Consider the following 21077-nt stretch of genomic DNA (forward strand, 5'->3'; position numbering starts at 1 on the left):
CAACTGGTTGCAAATGCAATTATGCATGGGCGCCATGACATCCCGCCTCTAGCCAGCGGCTCCCGGACTGCCTATCTGCCCTGCCTGACGATTGCAGCGGCAACAGCTAACGCATTTGTAACAATTGTTTTTCGATAAGGCCTTGACGTTTTTCGATAAGAGTCTATATTGAATAACAATAAGAAAAGAGAGCCCGGCTGGCGATACCCTGACGCCCTGACCCTGAGCCGCCAGTCGGGCTCCACTCCCAGAGAAACTCCTCTTCCGGGGCCCGCAAGGGCCCTTTTTTCTTGGCTGCGACATTATATTCAGGGCAATCGGTCGATTTGCCCTTGTCGGCAGTCAAAGCCGCACAATATGCGCTGAAGAAACAGGAAAACCGGCTCGCAAGTCGTCAGCGTTCAAACGGCGAAATAAGCGGAAACCGGATAAAAAATTGGCGCGGCTATCGAGCCGCGCCTGTAAGAGTTCTTGCAGCGTTTCCTCCCAGAAACTTGCAAAACCTGTATCGCCTTTTTTGTGTCACATTGTCAAGCGACCGATTTCAGATTGGTAACAAACTTCTTAAATGAGGGTGTTTCCTGGTCAAAAATGAAGTCTGTGCGCAAGATTGTGACTGGACCGGCCCCGGATTCAGCGATCGCCCGGGCATTTTTTACCGCGGCATAGGAAGGCGAAAGAACAGAAGTTGCCGAAACAGGTGTCATTCCTTCAGCCTTGATAACGCTATCAGAAATGGGATTCGCCGCGACCAGCATGCGAGTCGCATCCGCCGATTCCACGGCTTCGACAGAAGAGAGAAGTTTCTCGAGTGCACCGAGCGCTTCCTGCGACCAGTCAGCCTTGAGCGATCCGGTCAGCGCGGCCTGGCTTTTCAGGATCACGCCATCGTCGAGCACCTTCAGCGAGTTGGCCTTCAGCGTCGCTCCGCTCGATGTGATGTCGACGATCACTTCCGCCTGTCCGGAACTCGGGGCCGCCTCGGTTGCACCCGCGCTTTCCACCAGCCGGTACTCGCCGACCGACTTTGCCGCAAAATAATTCCGCGTCAGGCGCAGATACTTGGTCGCGACCTTCATGCGCCGGCCATGACGCTGGCGGAACCGCGCGCCCGCCGCTTCAAGGTCGCTCATCGTGTTCACGTCGAGCCACGCCGCCGGGACGGCGACGACCACGTCTGCGCCACCAAAGCCAAGCTGCTTGATCACCGAGGCGTCGCGCGGCAGGTCGGCGGACAAATCGTTCAGAAGGTCCTCGCCCGTCACGCCGATATGGAAGGCGCCGTCGATCAGCCCCTGCGCAATCTCGCGCGCCGACAATAGCAGGACGTCTGCTTCGGGCAGGCCTTTCAGCTCAGCCGTATAGCCGCGTTCGCCGCCCGCCTGCTTGAGCGTGAAGCCTGCCTTCGAGAACCAGGCTTCGGCATTGTCCTTGAGCCGTCCCTTGGACGGGATTGCAATCGTCAGCCGCGTCATGGCCTGTCTCCCCCATTCAGCCGGTCGGGCCGGACAACACCGCCAATGGCGCTGGCATCGACCGCCCCATTCGACAGCTTGGACAGCAGCGTGTCATAGCGTCCGCCTGCACCGAACGGACGACGGCCAGACGATTCGCCGGGCCGGAAAAGTTCGAACAGGAAGCCGTCATAATAGTTGAAACGCCGACCGAAGGGCGTGCCGAAGCGGGCGGCCTGCATGAAGGCCGGGGCCGCTTCGCGCATTCTTGCGACCCGCGCATCGAGACGGGTCAGCACCGGCTCGACCCCATCAATACCGGCCTGCCGGGCAATGGCGAGCAGCGCGTCTGCCGCCTGTTCGGGCGCGCAGTCGACGGCCATGACCGATTCCAGCGTCTGGCGGGCAAGGTCCGGCGCACCGCCATACTCGGCGTCGGCCGCCTGGGCGAGCAGGCCCTCGACGATTTCATCGATGCTGCGGGTGCCCTGCGGCTGGATGCCCGACAGCGCGAAGATATCGGCGACAATCGCCTTGGCTTCGGCAGGGCTTGCCCCCTTGAGGCGGGCAGCAAGGCCATGCGCCGCCTGTTTCGGCTTCGCCTTGAGCAGCGCAGAGACCCCGCCCACCTGCCGGAAGGCGCGCTTCAGCGCGTCGGCGAGGCCGGGCGCGAGGTCGAGCGCATCGACAAAAGCGGGAAAGACCGCAAGATCGCCCATGCGCGTCTCGCTCTCGGTGACTTCCGAGGACGCCGCCGCTTCGCAGACCAGTGCGAAGGTCTCAGCATCGGTCTCCGCCGTGGACGGTGCGCCATAGCGCTCGAAGCCGACCTGGGTGAACTCGACCGGATCGCTCGCCACAGCGGGCAGGCGAAAAGCCCGCGCGGCGTAACGCTTCACCGTCTCGCCAGACACACCGGCCTCGGCCTGCGCAATGGCGAGCGGCAGGGTCAGATCCGGGCGGAGGGCACACTCCTCCCCACTTTCCCCCACAAACACACACAGGCGTGCACGCACCGCTTCGCCGGACAGCTCCAGCGGCTGGTTTGCCGGCATGACAATGGGCGGATCACAGAGCTCGCCGCCGAGGCGGGCGAAGATATCCTGAGGCGCACTCATTCCGCCGCCTCCACAATCTCACGAATGCGGGCGATCATTTCGGCGCGGGGCGCTTCGAACTGGCCGGGGCGGGCTTCGCGGTATTCCTCGTTGGACTTGATCGCCTTGGCCTGTTTGGCGCCTTCTTTCAGGTCCTTGATGGTGACGACGCCCTTGGCGATCTCATCCTCGCCAACCATGACCGCAACAGGCGCCCCACGCCGGTCGGCATACTTCATCTGCGGCCGCATGCCCGACGAGCCCATATAGGCTTCGGCCCGAATGCCGGCGGCGCGAAGTTCGGTCGCAAGTTTCAAGGCTTCGGTCGGGTCCTCGCGATTGAGGTTGAGCACGACGACCGGGCCGTTGAGGGCTTCGATGTCACCTGAAATCGCAAATGCCGTCGCCAGCCGCGAAATGCCAACCGAGAATCCGGTCGCGGGGACCTTCTCTCCCGTGAAGCGCGCGACGAGATCGTCATAGCGCCCGCCCCCGCCGACCGAGCCGATGCGCACCACATTGCCATCCTCGTCGACCGTCTCTTTCAGGAGCTCGGCCTCGAATACCGGGCCGGTATAGTATTCCAGTCCGCGCACAACAGACGGGTCGAACAGGACATCGCTGTCCGGACAACCAAACGCTTCGAGCCCGCGCGCAATGGCGGCCAGCTCGTCGAGCCCCGCCTTCGCTTCCTCGCCTGTGCCGACCGCCCGGCCCAGCGCTTCGAGCGTCTCGCCGCGCGTCGCACGTCCGGCCTGCGCGAAGGCCATGACCTTGTCGATGCTGCCTGCATCAAGGCCTGCGCCCTTGGTGAAGTCGCCGCTCTCATCCTCACGGCCCGGCCCGAGGAGAAGCTTCACGCCGTCCTCGCCAAGCCGGTCGAGCTTGTCGAGCGCGCGCAGGATGGTCAGGCGCGCGGCATCCGAATTGGCACCGACGCCGTCGAGCACCGCATTGAGCAGGCGGCGCGTGTTCACGCGAACCGCGAACTCGCCATCTCCTGCCCCGGCGGCCCGCATCGCCTCGGCCGCCATGGCGACCATTTCGGCATCGGCATGCGCCCCAGCCGCACCGACCGTGTCGGCATCACATTGCAGGAACTCCCGGAAGCGGCCTGGCCCCGGCTTTTCATTGCGCCAGACGGGCCCGGCGGCATAGCGGCGGAAGGGCTTGGGCAGGGTCTGCCAGTTCTCGGCGGCAAATCGGGCGAGCGGCGCGGTCAGATCATAGCGCAGCGAGATCCACTGTTCGTCATCGTCCTGGAGCGAGAAGACCCCGGCATTCGGACGGTCATCATCGGGCAGGAACTTGCCGAGCGCGTCGGCATATTCGAAGGCGCCGGTGTCCAGCGCCTCAAAGCCCCAGCGACGATAAACGGCGGTGACCCGGTCGATCATCTCGCCTTGGGCATGGATGAGCGCCTCGCGCCGGTCGGGAAAGCCGCGTGGCTTGCGGGCGAGATCCTTGCCGCTCTTGGGAGCATCCGGGTCTTGTTTCTTCTTGCTCATGCTCGTCCTGTCTGTTCAGCCCGGCCCCGCTTAGACGAAGCCGGTGCCAGTGTGAAGCGGGCGCGCTGGACAAGGCGCGAGACCGGGACATCCGGGCGTCTGCCTCTGGCGGTTCAATGAGAAGAAGATGAACACTTGGAGAGAGGCGCAGCCGGACCGGTTCGCGCCTCGTGCGGCGCGTCACGCGTGGTGATGATGGTGATGCAGCGTCGTGTTCATTGTGGGCGGTGGATATGCAGGCGCCGGGCCAAAGTCAAGTCTGAGGGGAATCACCTTTCCAAGCCGGGCCGCACGGTTGATACTCCCTGGCATGCAAGGACAAGACAGACGCAGCTTCCTGGCCGGGCTCGGCGCGGCAAGCCTGCTGGCCGCCTGCGCCGGCGACAGCCGCCGTGCCCTGACGCCGCTGAAACGCGAGGGTGACCTCATCTGGGGCGTCAACGGCCACCCCTTTCAGGCCTATCCTGACATCCCGCTGGAAACGCAGATCAGGCTGGTGCGCGAACTCGGCATGACACATTACCGCATCGGCTCGCATGACGAGAAGATGGCGCGCCTGAAGACCATCGCCGACCAGCATGGCGTCACCCTGCTGCCGATCATCCATCCGGACGGACCGCTCAAGGAAAAGACACCGGAGCAGCTCTACCGCGACAGTTACAATCGCGCCCGCTGGCGCACGCGCCGCTATCGCGGCCAGTTCGCGATCTGGGAACTCGGCAATGAGCTGGAGAACCACGCCATCATCAAGCCCTGCGAAATGCGCGACGATGGCACGCAATACCCCTGCGAGTGGGGCCCGGCGGGCGGAATGTACAAGCTCGATTATTACGGGCCGCGCTGGAAGAAGGTCTCCGCCTCGCTGGCCGGCCTGCTCGACGGTGCCCGCGAAGGCGATCCGGATGCGAAATATGCCATCGGCACGGCCGGCTGGGGCCATCTCGGCGCCTTCGAGCGCTTCGTCGAGGACGGCCTCGAATGGGACATCACCATCTGGCATGACTATGAGCAGGTGCGCGAAAGCTTCCTCGAAACGCTGGCCGGCTATGGCAAGCCGATCTGGATCACCGAGTTCAATGCTGGCGGCGGCGGCTTCGAGACCGAGGAAGACAATGCGCGCATGCTGACCGAGCGCATCGCCTACTACCGGAGCATGCGCGAGAAGTACCGCGTGGACGCGGCCTTCATCTATGAGCTTCTCGACGAGCCCTACTGGGACGATTTCGAGGGCAAGATGGGCCTCTACCGCGTCCACAAGAACGATGAGGACCGCTGGGAAGTCGGCGAACCGAAACCGGCGGGCCGGGCAGTGATGCGCGCACTGGGCGAGTCGGCATAGCGCTTGCTTCGCGTCTCAGGAGAATTCCGGAGACCGTGCCGTCATGAAACGCATCCTGCTTGCCATCGCCGCAGCCGCCCTGCCCTTCAGTGCGTCCGCCTCGCCTGAACTGGCCGGGAACTGGGGCATGAAAGCCGGTGACCTCCGCGAGCAGACAGCGAGCCTGATCGAGACGCTGGACGCATCGGGCAAGGCCGACATCACGCCAGCCTTTGAGACCGAAATCGAACGCTTCGCCTATGCGGCCACACAGCTCGGCCGCTGGATCGACGGCAATGACGGCCCGTCCGACCTTGGCTGCATCTTCCGCGGCATGGCCGAGGAAGGCGTTGTCCAGCTCGACGCGCTGGAAGAGGCCGAGACCGCCCGCGACACGCGCGACAGCCTGCTGCGCCTGGCTGTCATGTTCTCCGATGCCGAAGTCATCGCGGCAGCGGCCACACAGTCGGCCCTGCACGCGACACCCGCCCTCGACAGCGGCCTTGCCAGCTGTCCCGTCAACACAGCAGCAGCAAAGGCAGCCCTGAAATGATCGGAATCGAACTACGCGTCCTTCTTGAACCGCTGCCGGAAGGCTTCGGGATCGAAAATGCGGATGATGCCAGACTGGCTGCCCGTCGCCATCAGCGTACCGTCATCGGCGAACATCGCTATTCGCCCATGCACGAAGCCATTATGAACGCCTTCAATCTGGATGTCGCAGCAGACCCATTCGGTTTCAACGATCCTGCGAATGCGCAGCGTGTTGTCCAGGGAATTGGCGCCTGCTGGCAGGCCTAGCGCATGGCTGGTGCCTGAGGGCACGAAATCATTGATGATGGCAAGCAGCGCCGAATCGACCGGCGCGCCATTCTTCGCCCGGCCCCAAAGCACGACACGCCCATCTTCGCTGCGCCCGCCCTGGACGTCGCGGCGCGCCGAATAGCGCCCCTGCGCCACGCGCATGTCGAGCCGTGAATGAAGGTCTTCCGTCGTCTCATCGAAGCGCGGCATGGGCGGACAGTCGTCTGCGGGCGGCACATCCGGCATGGTAAGCCACTGGTGCGACTGGTCGGAATCGCGTTCGCCCACCGCGGCATTCACCGTGAAGATTTCCCGGTCCTTCACATGCGCGAGGACTCGCGCCTGGGTGATGTTCTTGCCGACGATGGGTGCGCGCACGTCGAGATCGACAATGTCAGGCGGATTGGCGAAGGAGAGGTATTGCGCCGTCGCCCAGATACACGGCCGGCCTGTGGTCTGTTCGAGTGCGGTGATCGCCGAAGCGAGGCCGACGCCGCCGAACAGGAACTTGTTGCCCGGGGGGCCGACGCAGATGCTCGGCTCCACGTTCAGGTACCAGCGATGAGGATTGTGCGTCGACTGCAGGTCGATGAAGGACGTCTTGCTCATGGCGGTTGGCTCTAGCGCTCTTTCGGGTCGAGCGCGTCGCGCAGGCCGTCGCCGATGAAGTTGAGGCAGAGCAGCGTCACCGCCATCAGCACGGCCGGCGCCATCAGCAGCCAGGGCTTGTCCTGCATTTCCTTTGCGCCGTTCGAGATCAGCACGCCGAGCGAGGTCAGCGGCTCGTTCACGCCGAGGCCCAGGAAGGAGAGGAAGCTTTCCGCCATGATCACGACGGGGATGGTCAGTGTCACGTAAACCGCAACCGGCCCCACAACATTCGGCAGGATGTGGCGGCGGATGATGGCCGATCCCGGTACGCCGGCGGCGCGCGCGGCCTCGATGAATTCCTTGCCCTTGATGGCGAGCGTCTGGCCCCGGACGATCCGGCTCATGGTCAGCCACTCGACCGCGCCAATCGCCGCGAAGATGAGGATGATGTTCCGTCCGAAAACGGTCAGCAGCAGGATCACGAAGAAGATGAAGGGCATGGCGTAGAGCACGTCCACGAACCGCATCATCAGATTGTCGACCCGTCCGCCGACATAGCCGGCAATCGCGCCCCAGGTGACGCCGATAATCAGCGAAACGATGGTCGCGACAAGGCCGACGGCCATGGAAATACGAAGGCCGAGCAGGTTGCGCGCGACGAGGTCACGGCCCTGTTCGTCGGTGCCGAGCCAGTGCCAGTCCTGCATGGTCGGCGCCAGCTCCGTGTCGGCAGAGATCTTGCTGTAGTCGTGGACCCACAGCATCGGACCGAAGACTGCGAGGAAAATCAGGATGCCCAGCACCCACATCGAGAAGACGGCTGCCTTATTGTTGAACAGCCGGCGGCGGGCATCGTCCCACAATGAACGCCCGCCTGCGAGCGCCTGCTCGACCGGTTCCTTCCGGCCCGTCATGTCCAGCGTATCGACCATCAGTCGTATTTTACCTTCGGGTCCAGGAGCGCATAAAGGATATCGGCGACAAGATTGAACAGCACGATCAGCGTCGCATAGATGATCAGGGCGCCCATGACGAGTGTGTAGTCGCGGTTGATCGCGCCATCGACAAAGTAAGACCCCATGCCCGGCAGGCCGAAAATCCGCTCGATGACGAGCGAGCCCGTCATCACCCGCGCCATGGCCGGGCCGGCATAGGAGACCAGCGGCAGGACAGCCGACGGCAGGACGTGTTTCATGATGACGTTGCGCTCGGCCAGCCCCTTGGCGCGGGCGGTGCGCACATGCGGCGAGCGCATTGTCTCGATGATGGAGGCCCGCATCAGGCGCGAAATGATCGCGATCTGCGGCAGGGCCAGCGTCAGCACGGGCAGCGTCATGTTGTAAGGGTTCATCCCGATATTCGGGTATTCGCCGAGGCCGCCGACCGCGAACAGCCCGGCGCCGAGCGCGAAGACAAGAATCAGGATCGGACCGGTGACAAAAGTCGGGATGGAAATCCCGGCCATGGCGATCCCCATCACGGTATAATCACCGGCTGTATTCTGGCGCAGGCCGGCAAAGACGCCGAGCGCCGTGCCGACGACAAGGGCAACCAGCATGGCCAGCGAGCCAATCGCGAGGCTGACCGGCAGGCCATCGGCGATGAGATCGTTGACCGACTTGCCGAGCGTCTTCATCGACGGCCCGAAATCGCCCTGCAGCACGCCGAGCAGGTAATCCAGGAACTGTTTCCAGAGCGCCTGGTCGAGGCCGAACTTGGCCTTGATCGCTGCCTCGGTCGCCGCATTCAGCTTCCGCTCGCCATCGAACGGACCGCCGGGCGCCATACGCATCATGAAGAAGGCGACGGCGATAATGACCAGGAGGGTCGGAATCGCAAACAGCAGCCTGCGTGTGACGTAGGCCCAGGGAATTCGGGAAAGACTTCTCTGTAGCGCTGACACGTGTGGCTTTTCTCTTTTCCGTTTCACCCGAAGCGGTTATCGGCACTTGGAAGTGCGACCGCGCGAACCTAGGTTCACGCGACGCGTTCGCTTGTCAACGCCACATGACACCGAGGTAACACATGGCTGACATCCGCAAGGTGACGGAATATTTCGCAGTCGCCCCCCAAATCGACGAATCCGACGTGGAAGAGATTGCCGCCAAGGGGTACAAGACAATCATTGCGAACCGGCCGGATGGCGAAGGCGGTGTCGATCAGCCCCGCATGGGCGCGATTCGCACCAAGGCCGAGGAACTTGGCCTGACTTTTGTTGCCCTGCCCTTTTCCGGCGCGCCGACACCCGAAATTATCGAGCGGACACAATCGATTCTGAATGAAGCCCCGACGCCGGTGCTGGCTTATTGCCGCACCGGGACGCGGTCCATCACGGCCTGGGCGCTGACCCATGCCGGCCAGGGCCAGCCGGAGGAAATCGTAGATGCAGCCGCAGATGCAGGCTATGACCTGTCGAGCATGAAGCGGCTTCTCTAGTCACGGAAACACACCGTTTATTGATGAGCCTGGCACGCTGACGACAGCGCTAAACGGTTGATCCCCGGGATGTGGCGTGCGATTCACAGTTAACTGTCTGAGGGGGCGGTGAGGAGAAATTGGATGTCGCGTAACTGGCTGACAGATTTCAAGTATGAAGACGGCGCCTGGCTTGTGAAAAAGACCGGGCATCGCGTGCCGGCCAATTTCCAGCTCGCCAATGACATCTTCACCTGGCTGACCTTCTATACGCTGGCCCAGTCCTGGCGCACCTGGCGCCGGATCACCGGGCACAAGCGCCCGACCATCGCCTTCCACCCGGACAAGCCGCGCCCATGGTATTTCATCTGGCCGGTCATGCATGCCTCCGGCGCCAAGCTGATTTCCGACGTGTCGGCCGCCGATATCGTCTTCCAGTTCGACGATTCCACGCAGGTCCGCCACGACACGCCGAAAACCAGACCCGGCGCGACGCTGGTCAATTTCGGCTGCACCGACATTTCCAAATCGAATGTCGCCGTCGCCTTCGAGCGCGCTGCCGGCTACGGCCTCAAGGTCGATCCGCGCACCTATCCCGGCCCGATGGTGGAAAAGTCGGAAAAGAATGCCTGCCATGACGGGCGGATCATCGAAGGGCCGATGGAGCCGCTCGAGGACAAGACCTATCAGCGCCTCATCGACAATGAGATCGATGGCGGTCTGGTCGAGGATCTTCGCTGCTGCATTGTCGGCGGTGAACCGACCCTCGTTTTCCGCAAGCGCCGCCCGCTTGCGCGCCGCTTTCTCAATGAGAATGCCGAAGTTTTGCTCGACGAGCCCAAGAATTGCTACACAACTGATGAAATTGCCGTGATCCGGGCATTTGCTGCAGAGCTGGGTCTGGATTGGGGCGGTGTTGACGTGCTACGCGACCGGACTTCCGGCCGCATCTACATTGTGGACGCGAACAAGACAGATATGGGTCCGCCCGTGGCACTGAAGCTTGGCGACAAGCTGAAATCCACCCGCCGCATGGCGCGCGCATTTGTCACCGCGTTCACCGGGAAGCGGTCAGCCTAGAATCACTCATTATCGGGTGGTTTGAAATCTGCCGAAGGGGTCCCATGGCCATTCCATTCGTCAAAGAAATAGACTTTGAATACGGCGAGGTCGAACAGGTCTCACCGCTGATCCGGCGCGTGATCGCGAACAATCCCGGGCCGTTCACCTATGTCGGCACCGGTGTCTACATTATCGGACATGGCGAGGTTGCCGTGCTCGACCCAGGCCCCATGCAGGACGAGCATTTCGAAGCGCTGAAGAAGGTGCTGGACGGCGAAACGGTCACCCATGTGCTCGTTTCCCATGGCCATTCCGACCACTCACCGCTCGCCCAGCCGCTGGCGGAATGGGCCGGCTGCAAGACCTACGCAAAGAATTGCGGCGTGCCGACCGCCAAGGGCGAACTGGGCTCAGCCGACGATCTCGGCTTCCAGCCGGATGTGCTGGTCGGTGATGGCGATGTCATCTCCGGCCCTGGCTGGACGCTCGACGTGATCGAGACCCCCGGCCACACAAGCAACCACCTCTGCTTCGGCCTGCGTGAAGAGAATGCCTGCCTGACAGGTGACCACATCATGGGCTGGTCGACGACGATCGTGGCCCCGCCCGATGGCAACATGGCCGACTATATGCGCTCGCTCGACAAGATCGAGGCGATGGATTTCGGCATCCTCTGGCCGACGCATGGCTCGCCGGTGCGCGAGGATGTGAAAGGCTTCATCCAGGCTTACCGCCAGCACCGGCTGGACCGGGAAGCGGCGATCATCAAGCATCTGAAGGCTGGCGAAACGAACATTCCGCGCATGGTCGAGACGATGTATGCCGATGTCGAGAAGCGCCTGCATCCGGCAGCCGCCATGTCGGTGCTTGGCCACATGCTGAAGCTCATCGAGGAAGGCCGCGTCACGACGCCGGACACCACGCCGACCGTGCGCTCGACCTTCACCTGGACAGCCCTGCGCAAATCGGCCTGAGGACAGGCTACTCCACCGGCACCCAGACCGCCGCGAACGGATCGACTGCGTCGAGCCCGAAGGATTTCTTCGGCGTGTCGTAGTCGCCCGTCAGCACTTCATAGTGAAGATGGATCGGGATCGGATAGGATGCCGTGTTGCCCATCAGGCCGAGCAGCGTGCCGAAAGCGATATCCTTGCCCTTGCCCGCCGCTCTCTCGCGTGAGGCGAGGTGCGCATAGCGCGTAAAGACGCCGCCGCCATGGTCGATGACGACATAATGCCCATAGTCGTCACGATAGCCGGACTCGATCACCTTGCCGTTACCGCCGGCATGGATCGGGATCGACTCGCGGGAAAAAAGGTCGATCCCCTTGTGCAGGCTGCTGCCGCGCACGCCGAAGCCTGAGCTGAGACAGGCCCCGTTCACCGGCGCCACGGCCACAACGACGCCGTCAACGCGGATGAAGGGCGAATAGTCGACAAGCTTGCCGTTTGAATCGCGCGCGGGAACGTTGGTCGCAATCATGCCTGGGCAGACATTCAGATAGGTCTGCGGCGTGAACTCATCGGAAACAGGGTAAGCGAGCGGCCGGGTCTGCGTTCCGTCGCCAGGCGCTGTCGTTGCCGTTTCCGCAGGTGTGGTCGCGCAGGCCGCAAGGACCAACGCCGAAAGAGCCGTGACAAGCCAACGGGACATGTCTGTTTCCCACACCACCAATCTGGATCATCCGTCAAAAGCCTGTGGATGACAAGCTGAAGCGGGCCGATTTCCGAAAGGCCGGTGACGGCTTCAGGTGTCGAAACCGCGCCGGCGCGCAATTGCCCTGACGGTTTCAACCCGGCCCGGCGCGGCCTTGTTCACAAGCGCCCAATAGCGTTCCAGCGTTTCCGCGTCGGCCTTTTCCGGCGCTCCGCTATCGAAAGGCGGATGCGGATCGTATTCGACCGAGAGCTGGACGAATTTCGCGTGCGCTTCACCACGGATACGGGCGACGAGGGCGAGGGCAAAATCGATGCCCGAGGTCACGCCGCCGCCCGTCAGGCGATTTCGGTCTAGCACGATGCGGCGCTTGACCGGGGTCGCGCCGAAAAAGGCGAGTTGCTCGTGCGAGGCCCAATGCGTGGTTGCTTCATAGCCCTTCAGGAGTCCCGCCGCGCCGAGAACCAGTGCGCCGGTGCACACGCTCGTGACCCAGTCAGCGCCCGTCCCCATCGACCGGACCCAGCCAATCGCTTCATCATCCTGCATGACATCCACCGTCCCGAACCCGCCAGGCACGCAAAGGATGTCGGCCTGGCTGACTTCATCGAACGTCTTTGTCGGCAGCAGCGGAAAGCCGGAATCGGTCGGCACCGGATCGCGTGTCTTCCAGACGAGATCGATGGACGTATTGCCGAGCCGCGAGAGGATTTGCGCCGGGCCGGTCAGGTCGAGCTGGGTGACATTCGGAAAAACGAGGAATGCGACGGAAATCGGAGACAGTTCGGGCATGGGCGCCCTCCTTCAGGTCAGAGGTTGATGCCCAGGCGCCCGGCATGTCCGTGCCGCGTTCCCCGGTGGTGATCCACCTCATGCGCCAGTTACGCAGCGAAGCTGAACCTACCCTGTTTTCCGGCGGTCGTCGATCAGGGTGCGCGCCGCCCGTCCGCGCGGTCGGCGAGCTCATCCATGAAGGCGGACACACGCCGCGCATTGGCGCCAAGGTCCGACAGGCCGACGCGGCTGATCGAGCGCATGTCGACACGGGTCGCGCCCTCCACGGCCCGGATGCGCACCGCGATATCGTCCTTGAAACCGAACCAGCCGGTCGTGGCTGTCGCCTCGATCATGGTCTGTTCGACATCCTCGCCCGCCTCCGGCCGGGTGAAGATATCCCAGCCACGATCCTCCGCGATGCTCAGCGCATAGCTGGCGACCTCGCCGGGCGACTGGTCGAAATAGAGCGGCTCGATCGGCCGGTCATAGGCTGGCGGAACCGTCTCGCCGTCAACCGTGCGTTCGCTTTCGGCCTCCTCCTGGACTTCGGATACGAGGCGGCCGCCCATGCCAGGCCAGCGCTCCTCGATGCCCGGCGATTCGGGAATAACCGGCGCGTCCTCGACCGGGTTCATCGCATCATCCGACTTGCGCTGGGCGAGCAGCGCCTCGGAGAAGCGGACCGGATCCGACCAGTCTGTCTGGATGTCATGGATCGGCGGCAGGCTTGCGGCCTGTGCACCAAAACCTACAAGCCGGAAGACCAGCATCAAGCCGATCAACAGTGCGCCCAGGGCCAGGATAACCGGCTGTGTTCGCGGAGACTTGATGAAGCCGATGATCAGCGCGATCACCGCAAGCCCAGCTGAGCCAAACGCGATCATCGGGCCCCAGCCGATTGTCATCTTGCCGAGCCCGAACTGCCAGCCCCAAAGGCCGTACTTCGTGCCGAGGGCGGCAGCCGCGAACCAGAGGACCGCGAAGATCGACACGCCAAGGGCGACAGCTGACAGCTTCAGGCGCCATCCGGCGCTTTGGGTCGTATCACTCATTCAACCAGCTCCCCGGCTTTTGCTGAGGTGCGCAGACTTAGCGCCTTCGTACCCGAGAGCAAGACCTCGCGCAACGTTCACACATGCAGCCCTGATCTGGGATCAGGCCGTCGGAAGCGTGTAATCCTTGAACATTTCGCGCAGCTTCAGCTTGTTGATCTTGCCGGTCGCGCCAAGCGGAATTTCATCGACGAACTGGACATCATCGGGCGTCCACCATTTGGCGATCTTGCCCTCGAGCTGCTTGAGCACTTCTTCCTTGGTCGGCTTTTCGCCCGGCGCGGGCTGCACGATCAGCAGCGGACGCTCATCCCATTTCGGGTGGTAGACACCGATCGCGGCCGCATTGGCGACCTTGGGATGACCGACGGCGAAGTTCTCGATATCGATGGAGGAGATCCACTCCCCGCCGGACTTGATGACGTCCTTGGCACGGTCGGTAATCTGCATGGTCGAATGCTCGTCCAGCGTGGCAACGTCACCGGTGTCGAAGAAGCCATTCTCGTCGAGCACCCTGCCGCCATCGCCCTTGAAATAGGCCGAGGAGATCGCCGGGCCGCGACAGACGAGCCGGCCGGACGTCTTGCCATCGCGCGGCAGCTCATTGCCATCATCGTCGAGGATCTTGAGTTCCACACCGAAGGGCGGGCGGCCCTGGGTGAGTTTGTAGGCCATCTGCTCTTCATGCGGCGCATCGACAAGGTGGGCCGGCAGCGCCCCAAGCGTGCCGAGCGGCGAGAGCTCGGTCATGCCCCAGGCGTGGAACACCTCGACATCGTAATTCTCTTCGAAGGCGCGCAGGATGCGCTCCGGCACGGCCGAACCGCCGATCACCACCTTGCGAAGGTGCGGCAGCTTGAGCTTGTTCTCTTCCAAGTAGGTCAGCAGCAGCAGCCAGACCGTCGGCACGGCGGCAGTGATGGTCACCTTTTCCTTGTCGAGCAGCTCATAGATGGCTGCGCCCGACATGTCGGCGCCCGGCATGACGAGCTTGGCACCGGTGGCCGGACAGGCGAAGGCCAGCCCCCAGGCATTGGCGTGGAACATCGGCACCACCGGCAGGACAACGTCCGCTGCCCCCATGCCGAGCGTGTCGACGCCCATGGTGATGAAGGTGTGCAGCACGTTGGAGCGGTGCGAATAGAGCACGCCCTTCGGATTGCCCGTCGTGCCCGAGGTATAGCAAAGCCCGCAAGCGGTATTCTCGTCGAAATTGCCCCATTCGACATCCCGCGAGCGGCCATCGATCCAGAGCTCATAGGACACCGCATTCAGCGAATTCTCCGGCATGTTGTCCGGGTCGGTTAGGATGATGAATTTCTCGACCGTTTTCAGCTGGTCCTTGGCTGCTTCGACCAGCGGCAGGAAGGTCGTATCGAACATCAGGATACGGTCTTCGGCATGGTTCGCGATCCAGGCAATCTGGTCGGGGTGAAGGCGTGGATTGATCGTATGCAGGACAGCGCCGATGCCCATCGTGCCATACCAGGCTTCCATGTGGCGGTCGGTGTTCCAGGCCAGCGTGGCGACCCGGTCGCCCAGCTTGATGCCCTCGTCGAGCAGCGCCGTGGAGACCTGTTTGGCCCGCAGGCGAAGTTCCGCGTAAGTGGTCCGCCGGATTCCGCCTTCGACGGCGCGGGTCACGATTTCGCGGTCACCATGATTATGGGCAGCATGATCGAGAACCTTGTCCACGGTCAGTTGCCAGTTTTGCATCAATCCTTGCATAGTCTTCCTCCGGACGCTCTTGCGGCGAGTGCTAATCGCACCGTTTAAATTGGTTGTATGTCCCGTTAGGGTACGCGGCAAGCAATTGAAAGGTGTCTTGCGACATGAAACACGCAAAAACCCTCGCAATATCAATCGCTATGGGCTCTTTGACGCTGTCTGGCTGCCAGCAGGTGACCGGCTCGCAGGCGGTCGGCGCCGACATGGCGGCAGCTCAGGGCCCGGCGGACGTGACGCCGCTGGCCGGGCTGTTCGATTGCGTGCGCGAGGAAGGCGGTATCCTGCTGGCGGCCCATCGCGGCGGCCCGGCGCCCGGCTATCCCGAGAATGCGATCGAGACACTGGACCATGTGCTTTCCAATGCTGCTTTCATCACGGAAGTCGACGTGGCTGAAACCAGCGACGGCGTGCTTTTCCTGATGCATGACGATACGCTGGACCGCACGACAAGCGGCAGCGGCGCAGTCGCCGACACTGACTGGGCGGATATCTCCACGCTCGACCTGGTCGACAACGAAGGCACGGTGACGAACTTCCATCCGCCGCGGCTGACCGCAGCGCTGGACTGGGCCGTGCGCAATGGGGCGATCCTCGAACTCGACCGCAAGGACACGACAAGTTTCGCAGGCATTATCGCGGCGGTCCGCGAGGCCGGCGCCGAAGCCAATGCGGTCCTGATCACTTATGACGATGCCGAGGCCCGGGAGGTCGCCCGGCTCGCGCCCGACCTGATGATGACGGCAGATCCCGGTGACGCGGCGCAGGATTCGGGCCTGCTCGAGGGCACTCTCAATCCGCAGACGCTGATCGCCTGGACGGGAACAAGCTCGCCGGACCCGGCCGTCTGGGCGGCGCTTGCCGAAGCCGATATCGAAAGCGCTTTCGGCACACTCGGCGCAGAGGGCGAACGCCTCGACGACCAGTACTGGGCCGATGGCGACCCTTCCGAATACAGCCAGCTTGCACGCGACGGCCTGACCTTGCTGGCGACCGATGTGCCCTACAGGCTGGCGCGCGCCGATGGATGGATCGGCACCGCTCAGGACATTTCGCGCAAGGAATGCATGTACGGTTTCCGGGACTAGGAACGCCCAGCGGACTGCCGTGACGTGCAGGCTTCCGGAATGGCCGCCTTGCTTTTATGACCCGGTATGGACTGCCGCCAGCCATGGAAGGAAGGCCCATGTTCTCAAAGAGATGTCCCGGCGCATTTGCCGGTCTGGCCTTGCTCACTTTCGGGCTGCTCGCTGCCTGCGATGGATCGAAGGCCGGGTCCTCGGAAAATCCGCGCACAGCACTCGCCGGGCAAATGCAGGAGGCTGGCGAGAATGTCCGGGCCCCGTTCGACCTGCCGGCCGTCTTCGACTGTGTGCGCGAGGAAGGCGGGCTACTGATCGCGGCCCATCGCGGCGGGCCAACGAAGGGCTTCCCGGAGAACACGCTCGAAACCCTCCAGAACGGTTTCGACCATGGCATTCGAGTGTTCGAGGTGGATGTTGCCCAGACGCGCGATGGCACGCTCATCCTCATGCACGACCGCACGCTTGGACGCACGACGACTGGTTCGGGGCCCGTGTCGGACAGCGACTGGGATGAGATCGGCAAGCTCGACACGGTCGACAATGACGGCCTGGTCACGCCCTACGCCGTCCCGACCCTGCATGAGGCTCTCCTATGGGCGATGCGGACAGGCGCGATCCTCGAGCTCGACCGGAAGGAAACCACCAGCTTTCGCAACATCGTGCAGGCCGTCCAGGGCGCCGGGGCGGAAAACAATGTCATCCTGATCACCTATAATGACGTCGAAGCGCTGCACGTCTCCAACATTGCGCCGGAGATGATGATGACCGCCGGGATTGGCGGGCGCGCCCATGAGGCGGACATGCTGGCGCGAGGACTGGATGCCGACCGCCTCATTGCCTGGACCGGGACCGAACGGCCAAGCCCCGGCAAATGGCGCGGGCTTGCCTCCAAGGGGATCGAAAGCGCATTCGGCACACTCGGGCGCGCCGGGGAACGCCTCGACGACCAGTACTGGGCCGATGGCGATCCGTCGGAGTACGAAGCCTTCGTCGAGGATGGCCTCGTCCTGCTGGCAACCGACGCACCTTATCGCCTTTCCAAGGCGGGCGGCATCATTCGCCGGGCAGTAGACGCCGCACGTACGCGCTGCCTTGGTGAGCCTGGACAATAGAGGCATCTTGACCATTGGCGCGGACCGGCGTATTTGCCGCCGCCAGGTGAGAGACGCCTGCCGTTCGCCGGAGCCGATTGCTTCGATGGTGAAGATCTCCGGGGCCTGAAACCCCGACCTGACGAACCTGTCCTTTCTGTCGGACCGGTCTCGCGGCAAGGCGAACGCCCGCATGTCCTGACCGGTCACCGGCTTCGAAAGGCCAGACCATGACGAATACCATCACCACAAGGCGCCAGGCCAAGGCCCGCGCCATGGAATTGCGGGCAGAGGCCCGACAACAAGGCAAGAGCCTGAGCCATGCCCGCGCGCTCGAAGCGGTCGCCCATGAACTCGGCTATCGCGACTGGAACACCGCCTCCGCGCGGCTGTCCAACCAGCCTGAAATTCCACTTCAGGTTGGCGAACGGGTTACAGGACGTTACCTGAAGCAGCCTTTCAATGGCCGTGTCCATGCTGTGCGGGAATTGGCCGGCGGGCTCGGTTTCGAAGTCACGCTACACTTCGACGAGCCTGTCGATGTCGTTGAGTTCGAAAGCTTTTCCGGGCTGAGACAGCGCGTCAGTGCAATGGTTTCCGAGGATGGCGTGTCCTGGGACAAGACCAGCGACGGCATCCCGCACCTGATCGTCCAGCGAGAGGAAACCTTTCTCGTCTAGATCGGCAGGAAGGTCTTAGCTTAAGGCGCATTAACGTTAACCGGCCCGCGGATTTTCTCGCGGAATTTTTCGAAATGGAAACCTGCTGTTTAGGTCTTCTGGCTACACACGCCCCATACAAGACAAGCGGTTGCCGCATGGCAGCCGAAGACCGGGCCTTCAAGGCTCGTGGATGGGGAATGTTGGGTGGCCAGGGGACTTAAGCTCCTTTTCTATTTTGGTCCGCTATTGTTTGCGGCCGGTTTTCTTGCGCCTTTGACGGCACAGGTCATCGCCGCAAGCGGCTGGACGCCGCCATTCGGGCTAAGCCCGCTTGGCTGCGGGTTCATCGTCGCGGCTGCCCTCGGCATCCCCGCCCAGATAAGGGGACGCTGGATCTGATGAGCAATCGTGACCTAAGCCAGCTTAGCGACCGTGACCTCCACAAGCTGGAGACCGACATCGCCCGGCGCCATCTCGATCATTTTCCGTGGCTGGCCGTCATCTGGGCATTTACCAATCTTGCGATCTGGCTGTCACTCTGGCCGCTCGTCTTCATGGGCATCATGCCGGTCTGGCTGGGCCTGATCATCGCCACGGTCAATGCAACCGCCAGCTACCTGCCCTCGCACGAAGCCCAGCACGACATCATCGCCCGGCCCGGCTCGAAACTGCACTGGCTGAATGAACTGGTCGGCCACCTGTCGACCCTCCCGCTGGCCCTGCCCTACCGCGTCGCCAAGCTGACGCACCAGCAGCATCACAAGCATACCAACGACCCCGTCCGCGATCCCGACTATTCGGCCCATGCCAATGGTCCGTGGCATGCCATATGGCGCTCGATCCAGAACCGTCAGCCACGCGGCAAAGGGGCGTTCAATGCCTATGGACGCACGCTGCTGGCAATCAATCGGCGCGACGTGTTGCTGCAAGGTGCTCTCTACCGGGTCGGCTGGTTTACGGCACTGATTGCGCTGGCCTGGTCTGGCCATGCGATCGAGGCGGCCTGCCTGTGGTGGCTACCGCACCATCTGGGCTACACCTATCTTCAGTTCTTCCTGAGCTGGGCGCCCCACCATCCGGGCGATGACAAGAGCCGCTATGGCCGGACACGCGTGTTCCGCTCCATGCTCGGCAATATCGGCTCGCTCGGCATGCAGTATCACATCGTGCACCACCTGCACCCGCGCATCCCGCTTTACCGCACACCGAAGGCCTACTGGGAGATGCGCCCGGTCCTGGAAGCGCGCGGCGTCGACGTCCACGCGCTCTAGGGGGCCCGCTCAGGGATAGAGGCGCTCGTGCGTCCAGATACCCTCCTTGCGGGCGAATTTCAGCCGGTCATGCATGCGGAAAGCCTGGTCCTGCCAGAACTCGATCTCATCGGGCACAAGCCTGAAGCCGCCCCAGTTGGGCGGGCGCGGAATATCGTCCCGGCCCTCATACTGCGCCTGTAGCGCGGCGATGCGATCATCGAACACGGCGCGCGATGGCAGCGGGCGCGACTGGTCTGAGGCGATCGCGCTGATCCGGCTTTCACGGGCCCGCGAGGCGAAATAGATGTCGGCCTCCTCGGCAGAAACTGGCTCGATATGGCCGCGAATGCGGACCTGGCGGCGCAGCGACTTCCAGTGAAAACCGAGCGCGGCGACCGGGTTGGCTTTCAGCTGGTCGCCCTTGGCACTGCCAAAGTTCGTATAGAAGGCGAACCCCTTCTCGGAGACGTCCTTCAACAGGACGATCCGGACATCCGGGCGCCCATGCGCATCGACCGTTGCCAGCGACATGGCATTGGAATCGTTCGGCTCGGCCTCGCGCGCCGCCGCCATCCAGTCCCGGAAGAGCGGTAGCGGATCATCGGTTTCCGGGATCAGCGGCTTTCCGGCACTGTCCTTGTACTCTTCAGCACTGGGGCTTGGTGGGATGATGTCACTCGTTTCTGAATCGCTCATTTGCCTGACCTCTGACTGGCGAACCGATCATGCCATGATGCCCCCATCCACACGCAGCACCTGGCCGGTAATATAGTCTGCCTTGTCTGAGGCAAGGAAGGCGACGGCATCCGCGACATTCTGCGCACTGCCCCAGCGCCCTTCCAGCGCCACGACCTTGCCGATCCGTTCCATTGTCTTCTCGCGGTCGAGCCCGGCATCGAAGGCCGTCTTCCACATGCCATCATCGATGACGCCCGGCGCGACCGCGTTCACCCGAACGCCCGAGCGGCCAAGGTCCAGCGACAGGTTCCGCGTCATCGAGTTCACAGCCCCCTTCGAGGCCGAATAGGCGATCTGGCCGATACTGCCGGAGAAGGCCGACACCGAAGAGATGCTGACGATATTGCCCTTGCGCGACTTCAGGCTGTCGCTCAGCGCATCGGTCAGCAGGATCAGGTTGCGGACATTGACGGTCAGCGTCGTGTCCAGCCCTTCCTCGGTCACCTTGCCGGCCGGCTCCTGAACCGCGACACCGGCATTGTTGACGAGAATGTCGACCGGGCCGAGCTGTTCGAGGATCGCCTCGGCCAGCGGCTTCCAGCCTTCCGGTGAAGACAGGTCGGCATGCAGCACGACCGGATCGTTCGGCAGCTGCTTGGCCAGTTTCTCCAGCGCCTCGGTATTGCGCGCCACCAGGGCGACACGCGCACCGCCCTCGGCCAGCGTTCGTGCAATTGCCTCGCCGATACCCCGGCTCGCACCGGTCACGACGGCATTCTTGCCGGAAAAGTCGTAGGTCAATGTCAATCCTCCGCTTATGATTGGGGCCGACAGTATTGTGTTTGCAGC

22 protein-coding genes and 1 riboswitch are annotated in these 21077 nt (G+C 63.0%); of the genes, 10 read left to right on the forward strand and 12 right to left on the reverse strand.

What is annotated here, in order from left to right:
• Positions 1 to 530 precede the first annotated feature (530 nt).
• The 3 genes from hisG to hisS are packed head-to-tail and all read right to left on the reverse strand — an operon-like array spanning position 531 to position 4059.
• Positions 531 to 1475 (reverse strand): ATP phosphoribosyltransferase, encoded by a 945-nt coding sequence (hisG, locus tag D1223_RS14215; protein WP_119377065.1) that lies wholly within the window; start codon positions 1473 to 1475, stop codon positions 531 to 533.
• The gene (locus tag D1223_RS14220; protein ID WP_119377066.1) at positions 1472 to 2572 is read right to left on the reverse strand and encodes an ATP phosphoribosyltransferase regulatory subunit; all 1101 of its coding nucleotides are present in this window, start codon (positions 2570 to 2572) and stop codon (positions 1472 to 1474) included. The genes hisG and D1223_RS14220 overlap by 4 nt, the downstream gene beginning before the upstream one ends.
• Complete coding sequence (hisS, locus tag D1223_RS14225) at positions 2569 to 4059, reverse strand: histidine--tRNA ligase (RefSeq protein ID WP_119377067.1); 1491 nt, start codon at positions 4057 to 4059, stop codon at positions 2569 to 2571. Before hisS ends, D1223_RS14220 begins: the two co-directional genes overlap by 4 nt.
• Before the next feature lie 310 nt (positions 4060 to 4369).
• On the opposite strand from hisS, the gene D1223_RS14230 reads away from it, so the two are divergent.
• Positions 4370 to 5398: a glycoside hydrolase family protein gene (locus D1223_RS14230; RefSeq protein WP_119377068.1), complete on the forward strand. Its 1029-nt coding sequence runs from the start codon at positions 4370 to 4372 to the stop codon at positions 5396 to 5398.
• A gap of 43 nt (positions 5399 to 5441) precedes the next feature.
• The gene (locus tag D1223_RS14235; RefSeq protein ID WP_119377069.1) at positions 5442 to 5930 is read left to right on the forward strand and encodes a hypothetical protein; all 489 of its coding nucleotides are present in this window, start codon (positions 5442 to 5444) and stop codon (positions 5928 to 5930) included.
• 11 nt (positions 5931 to 5941) lie between these two features.
• Here the strand turns inward: D1223_RS14235 and D1223_RS14240 are convergent, their stop codons facing one another.
• The 3 genes from D1223_RS14240 to D1223_RS14250 are packed head-to-tail and all read right to left on the reverse strand — an operon-like array spanning position 5942 to position 8675.
• Positions 5942 to 6790, reverse strand: coding sequence for an acyl-CoA thioesterase (locus D1223_RS14240; protein WP_119377070.1), 849 nt, complete (start codon positions 6788 to 6790; stop codon positions 5942 to 5944).
• An 11-nt stretch (positions 6791 to 6801) separates the two neighbouring features.
• Positions 6802 to 7704, reverse strand: coding sequence for an ABC transporter permease (locus D1223_RS14245; RefSeq protein ID WP_119377071.1), 903 nt, complete (start codon positions 7702 to 7704; stop codon positions 6802 to 6804).
• Entirely contained in the window at positions 7704 to 8675 is a 972-nt protein-coding gene (locus tag D1223_RS14250) for an ABC transporter permease (RefSeq protein WP_233350134.1), read from the reverse strand. The genes D1223_RS14245 and D1223_RS14250 overlap by 1 nt, the downstream gene beginning before the upstream one ends.
• Positions 8676 to 8797: 122 nt before the next feature.
• On the opposite strand from D1223_RS14250, the gene D1223_RS14255 reads away from it, so the two are divergent.
• The 3 genes from D1223_RS14255 to D1223_RS14265 all read left to right on the forward strand — a co-directional run bounded on the left by D1223_RS14255 (position 8798) and on the right by D1223_RS14265 (position 11223).
• Positions 8798 to 9208 carry a TIGR01244 family sulfur transferase gene (locus D1223_RS14255; protein ID WP_119377072.1) on the forward strand — a complete coding sequence of 137 codons (411 nt, stop codon included), beginning with the start codon at positions 8798 to 8800 and terminating at the stop codon, positions 9206 to 9208.
• A gap of 123 nt (positions 9209 to 9331) precedes the next feature.
• Positions 9332 to 10267 carry an ATP-grasp domain-containing protein gene (locus D1223_RS14260; RefSeq protein WP_119377073.1) on the forward strand — a complete coding sequence of 312 codons (936 nt, stop codon included), beginning with the start codon at positions 9332 to 9334 and terminating at the stop codon, positions 10265 to 10267.
• A gap of 44 nt (positions 10268 to 10311) precedes the next feature.
• Positions 10312 to 11223 (forward strand): MBL fold metallo-hydrolase, encoded by a 912-nt coding sequence (locus D1223_RS14265; protein ID WP_119377074.1) that lies wholly within the window; start codon positions 10312 to 10314, stop codon positions 11221 to 11223.
• Positions 11224 to 11230: 7 nt separating this feature from the next.
• Here the strand turns inward: D1223_RS14265 and D1223_RS14270 are convergent, their stop codons facing one another.
• The 4 genes from D1223_RS14270 to D1223_RS14285 form a co-directional block, all read right to left on the reverse strand.
• The gene (locus D1223_RS14270) at positions 11231 to 11902 is read right to left on the reverse strand and encodes a M23 family metallopeptidase (RefSeq protein WP_119377075.1); all 672 of its coding nucleotides are present in this window, start codon (positions 11900 to 11902) and stop codon (positions 11231 to 11233) included.
• A gap of 93 nt (positions 11903 to 11995) precedes the next feature.
• Positions 11996 to 12697, reverse strand: a complete 702-nt coding sequence (locus D1223_RS14275; RefSeq protein ID WP_119377076.1) for a DJ-1/PfpI family protein — start codon at positions 12695 to 12697, stop codon at positions 11996 to 11998.
• Positions 12698 to 12719: 22 nt separating this feature from the next.
• Positions 12720 to 12800, reverse strand: a riboswitch (ZMP/ZTP riboswitch).
• Positions 12801 to 12831: 31 nt separating this feature from the next.
• Positions 12832 to 13734 carry a DUF1499 domain-containing protein gene (locus D1223_RS14280; RefSeq protein ID WP_119377077.1) on the reverse strand — a complete coding sequence of 301 codons (903 nt, stop codon included), beginning with the start codon at positions 13732 to 13734 and terminating at the stop codon, positions 12832 to 12834.
• A gap of 102 nt (positions 13735 to 13836) precedes the next feature.
• The gene (locus D1223_RS14285) at positions 13837 to 15462 is read right to left on the reverse strand and encodes a long-chain-fatty-acid--CoA ligase (protein ID WP_119377078.1); all 1626 of its coding nucleotides are present in this window, start codon (positions 15460 to 15462) and stop codon (positions 13837 to 13839) included.
• 104 nt (positions 15463 to 15566) lie between these two features.
• Here D1223_RS14285 and D1223_RS14290 point away from each other — a divergent pair, with 104 nt between their 5' ends.
• The 5 genes from D1223_RS14290 to D1223_RS14310 all read left to right on the forward strand — a co-directional run bounded on the left by D1223_RS14290 (position 15567) and on the right by D1223_RS14310 (position 19568).
• Positions 15567 to 16547, forward strand: coding sequence for a glycerophosphodiester phosphodiesterase family protein (locus D1223_RS14290; RefSeq protein WP_233353178.1), 981 nt, complete (start codon positions 15567 to 15569; stop codon positions 16545 to 16547).
• Positions 16548 to 16645: 98 nt separating this feature from the next.
• The gene (locus tag D1223_RS14295; protein ID WP_233353179.1) at positions 16646 to 17656 is read left to right on the forward strand and encodes a glycerophosphodiester phosphodiesterase family protein; all 1011 of its coding nucleotides are present in this window, start codon (positions 16646 to 16648) and stop codon (positions 17654 to 17656) included.
• Positions 17657 to 17865: 209 nt separating this feature from the next.
• The gene (locus tag D1223_RS14300) at positions 17866 to 18315 is read left to right on the forward strand and encodes a glyoxalase superfamily protein (protein ID WP_119377080.1); all 450 of its coding nucleotides are present in this window, start codon (positions 17866 to 17868) and stop codon (positions 18313 to 18315) included.
• 186 nt (positions 18316 to 18501) lie between these two features.
• Complete coding sequence (locus D1223_RS14305; protein WP_119377160.1) at positions 18502 to 18696, forward strand: hypothetical protein; 195 nt, start codon at positions 18502 to 18504, stop codon at positions 18694 to 18696.
• The gene (locus D1223_RS14310) at positions 18696 to 19568 is read left to right on the forward strand and encodes a fatty acid desaturase (RefSeq protein ID WP_119377081.1); all 873 of its coding nucleotides are present in this window, start codon (positions 18696 to 18698) and stop codon (positions 19566 to 19568) included. The genes D1223_RS14305 and D1223_RS14310 overlap by 1 nt, the downstream gene beginning before the upstream one ends.
• Positions 19569 to 19577: 9 nt before the next feature.
• Here the strand turns inward: D1223_RS14310 and pdxH are convergent, their stop codons facing one another.
• The gene (pdxH, locus tag D1223_RS14315; RefSeq protein WP_119377082.1) at positions 19578 to 20246 is read right to left on the reverse strand and encodes a pyridoxamine 5'-phosphate oxidase; all 669 of its coding nucleotides are present in this window, start codon (positions 20244 to 20246) and stop codon (positions 19578 to 19580) included.
• Positions 20247 to 20273: 27 nt separating this feature from the next.
• Positions 20274 to 21029, reverse strand: a complete 756-nt coding sequence (locus tag D1223_RS14320; RefSeq protein ID WP_158588496.1) for an SDR family NAD(P)-dependent oxidoreductase — start codon at positions 21027 to 21029, stop codon at positions 20274 to 20276.
• Positions 21030 to 21077: the final 48 nt, after the last annotated feature.

The sequence above is a fragment of the Henriciella mobilis genome, from assembly GCF_003576285.1.
Lineage (GTDB): Bacteria > Pseudomonadota > Alphaproteobacteria > Caulobacterales > Hyphomonadaceae > Henriciella > Henriciella mobilis.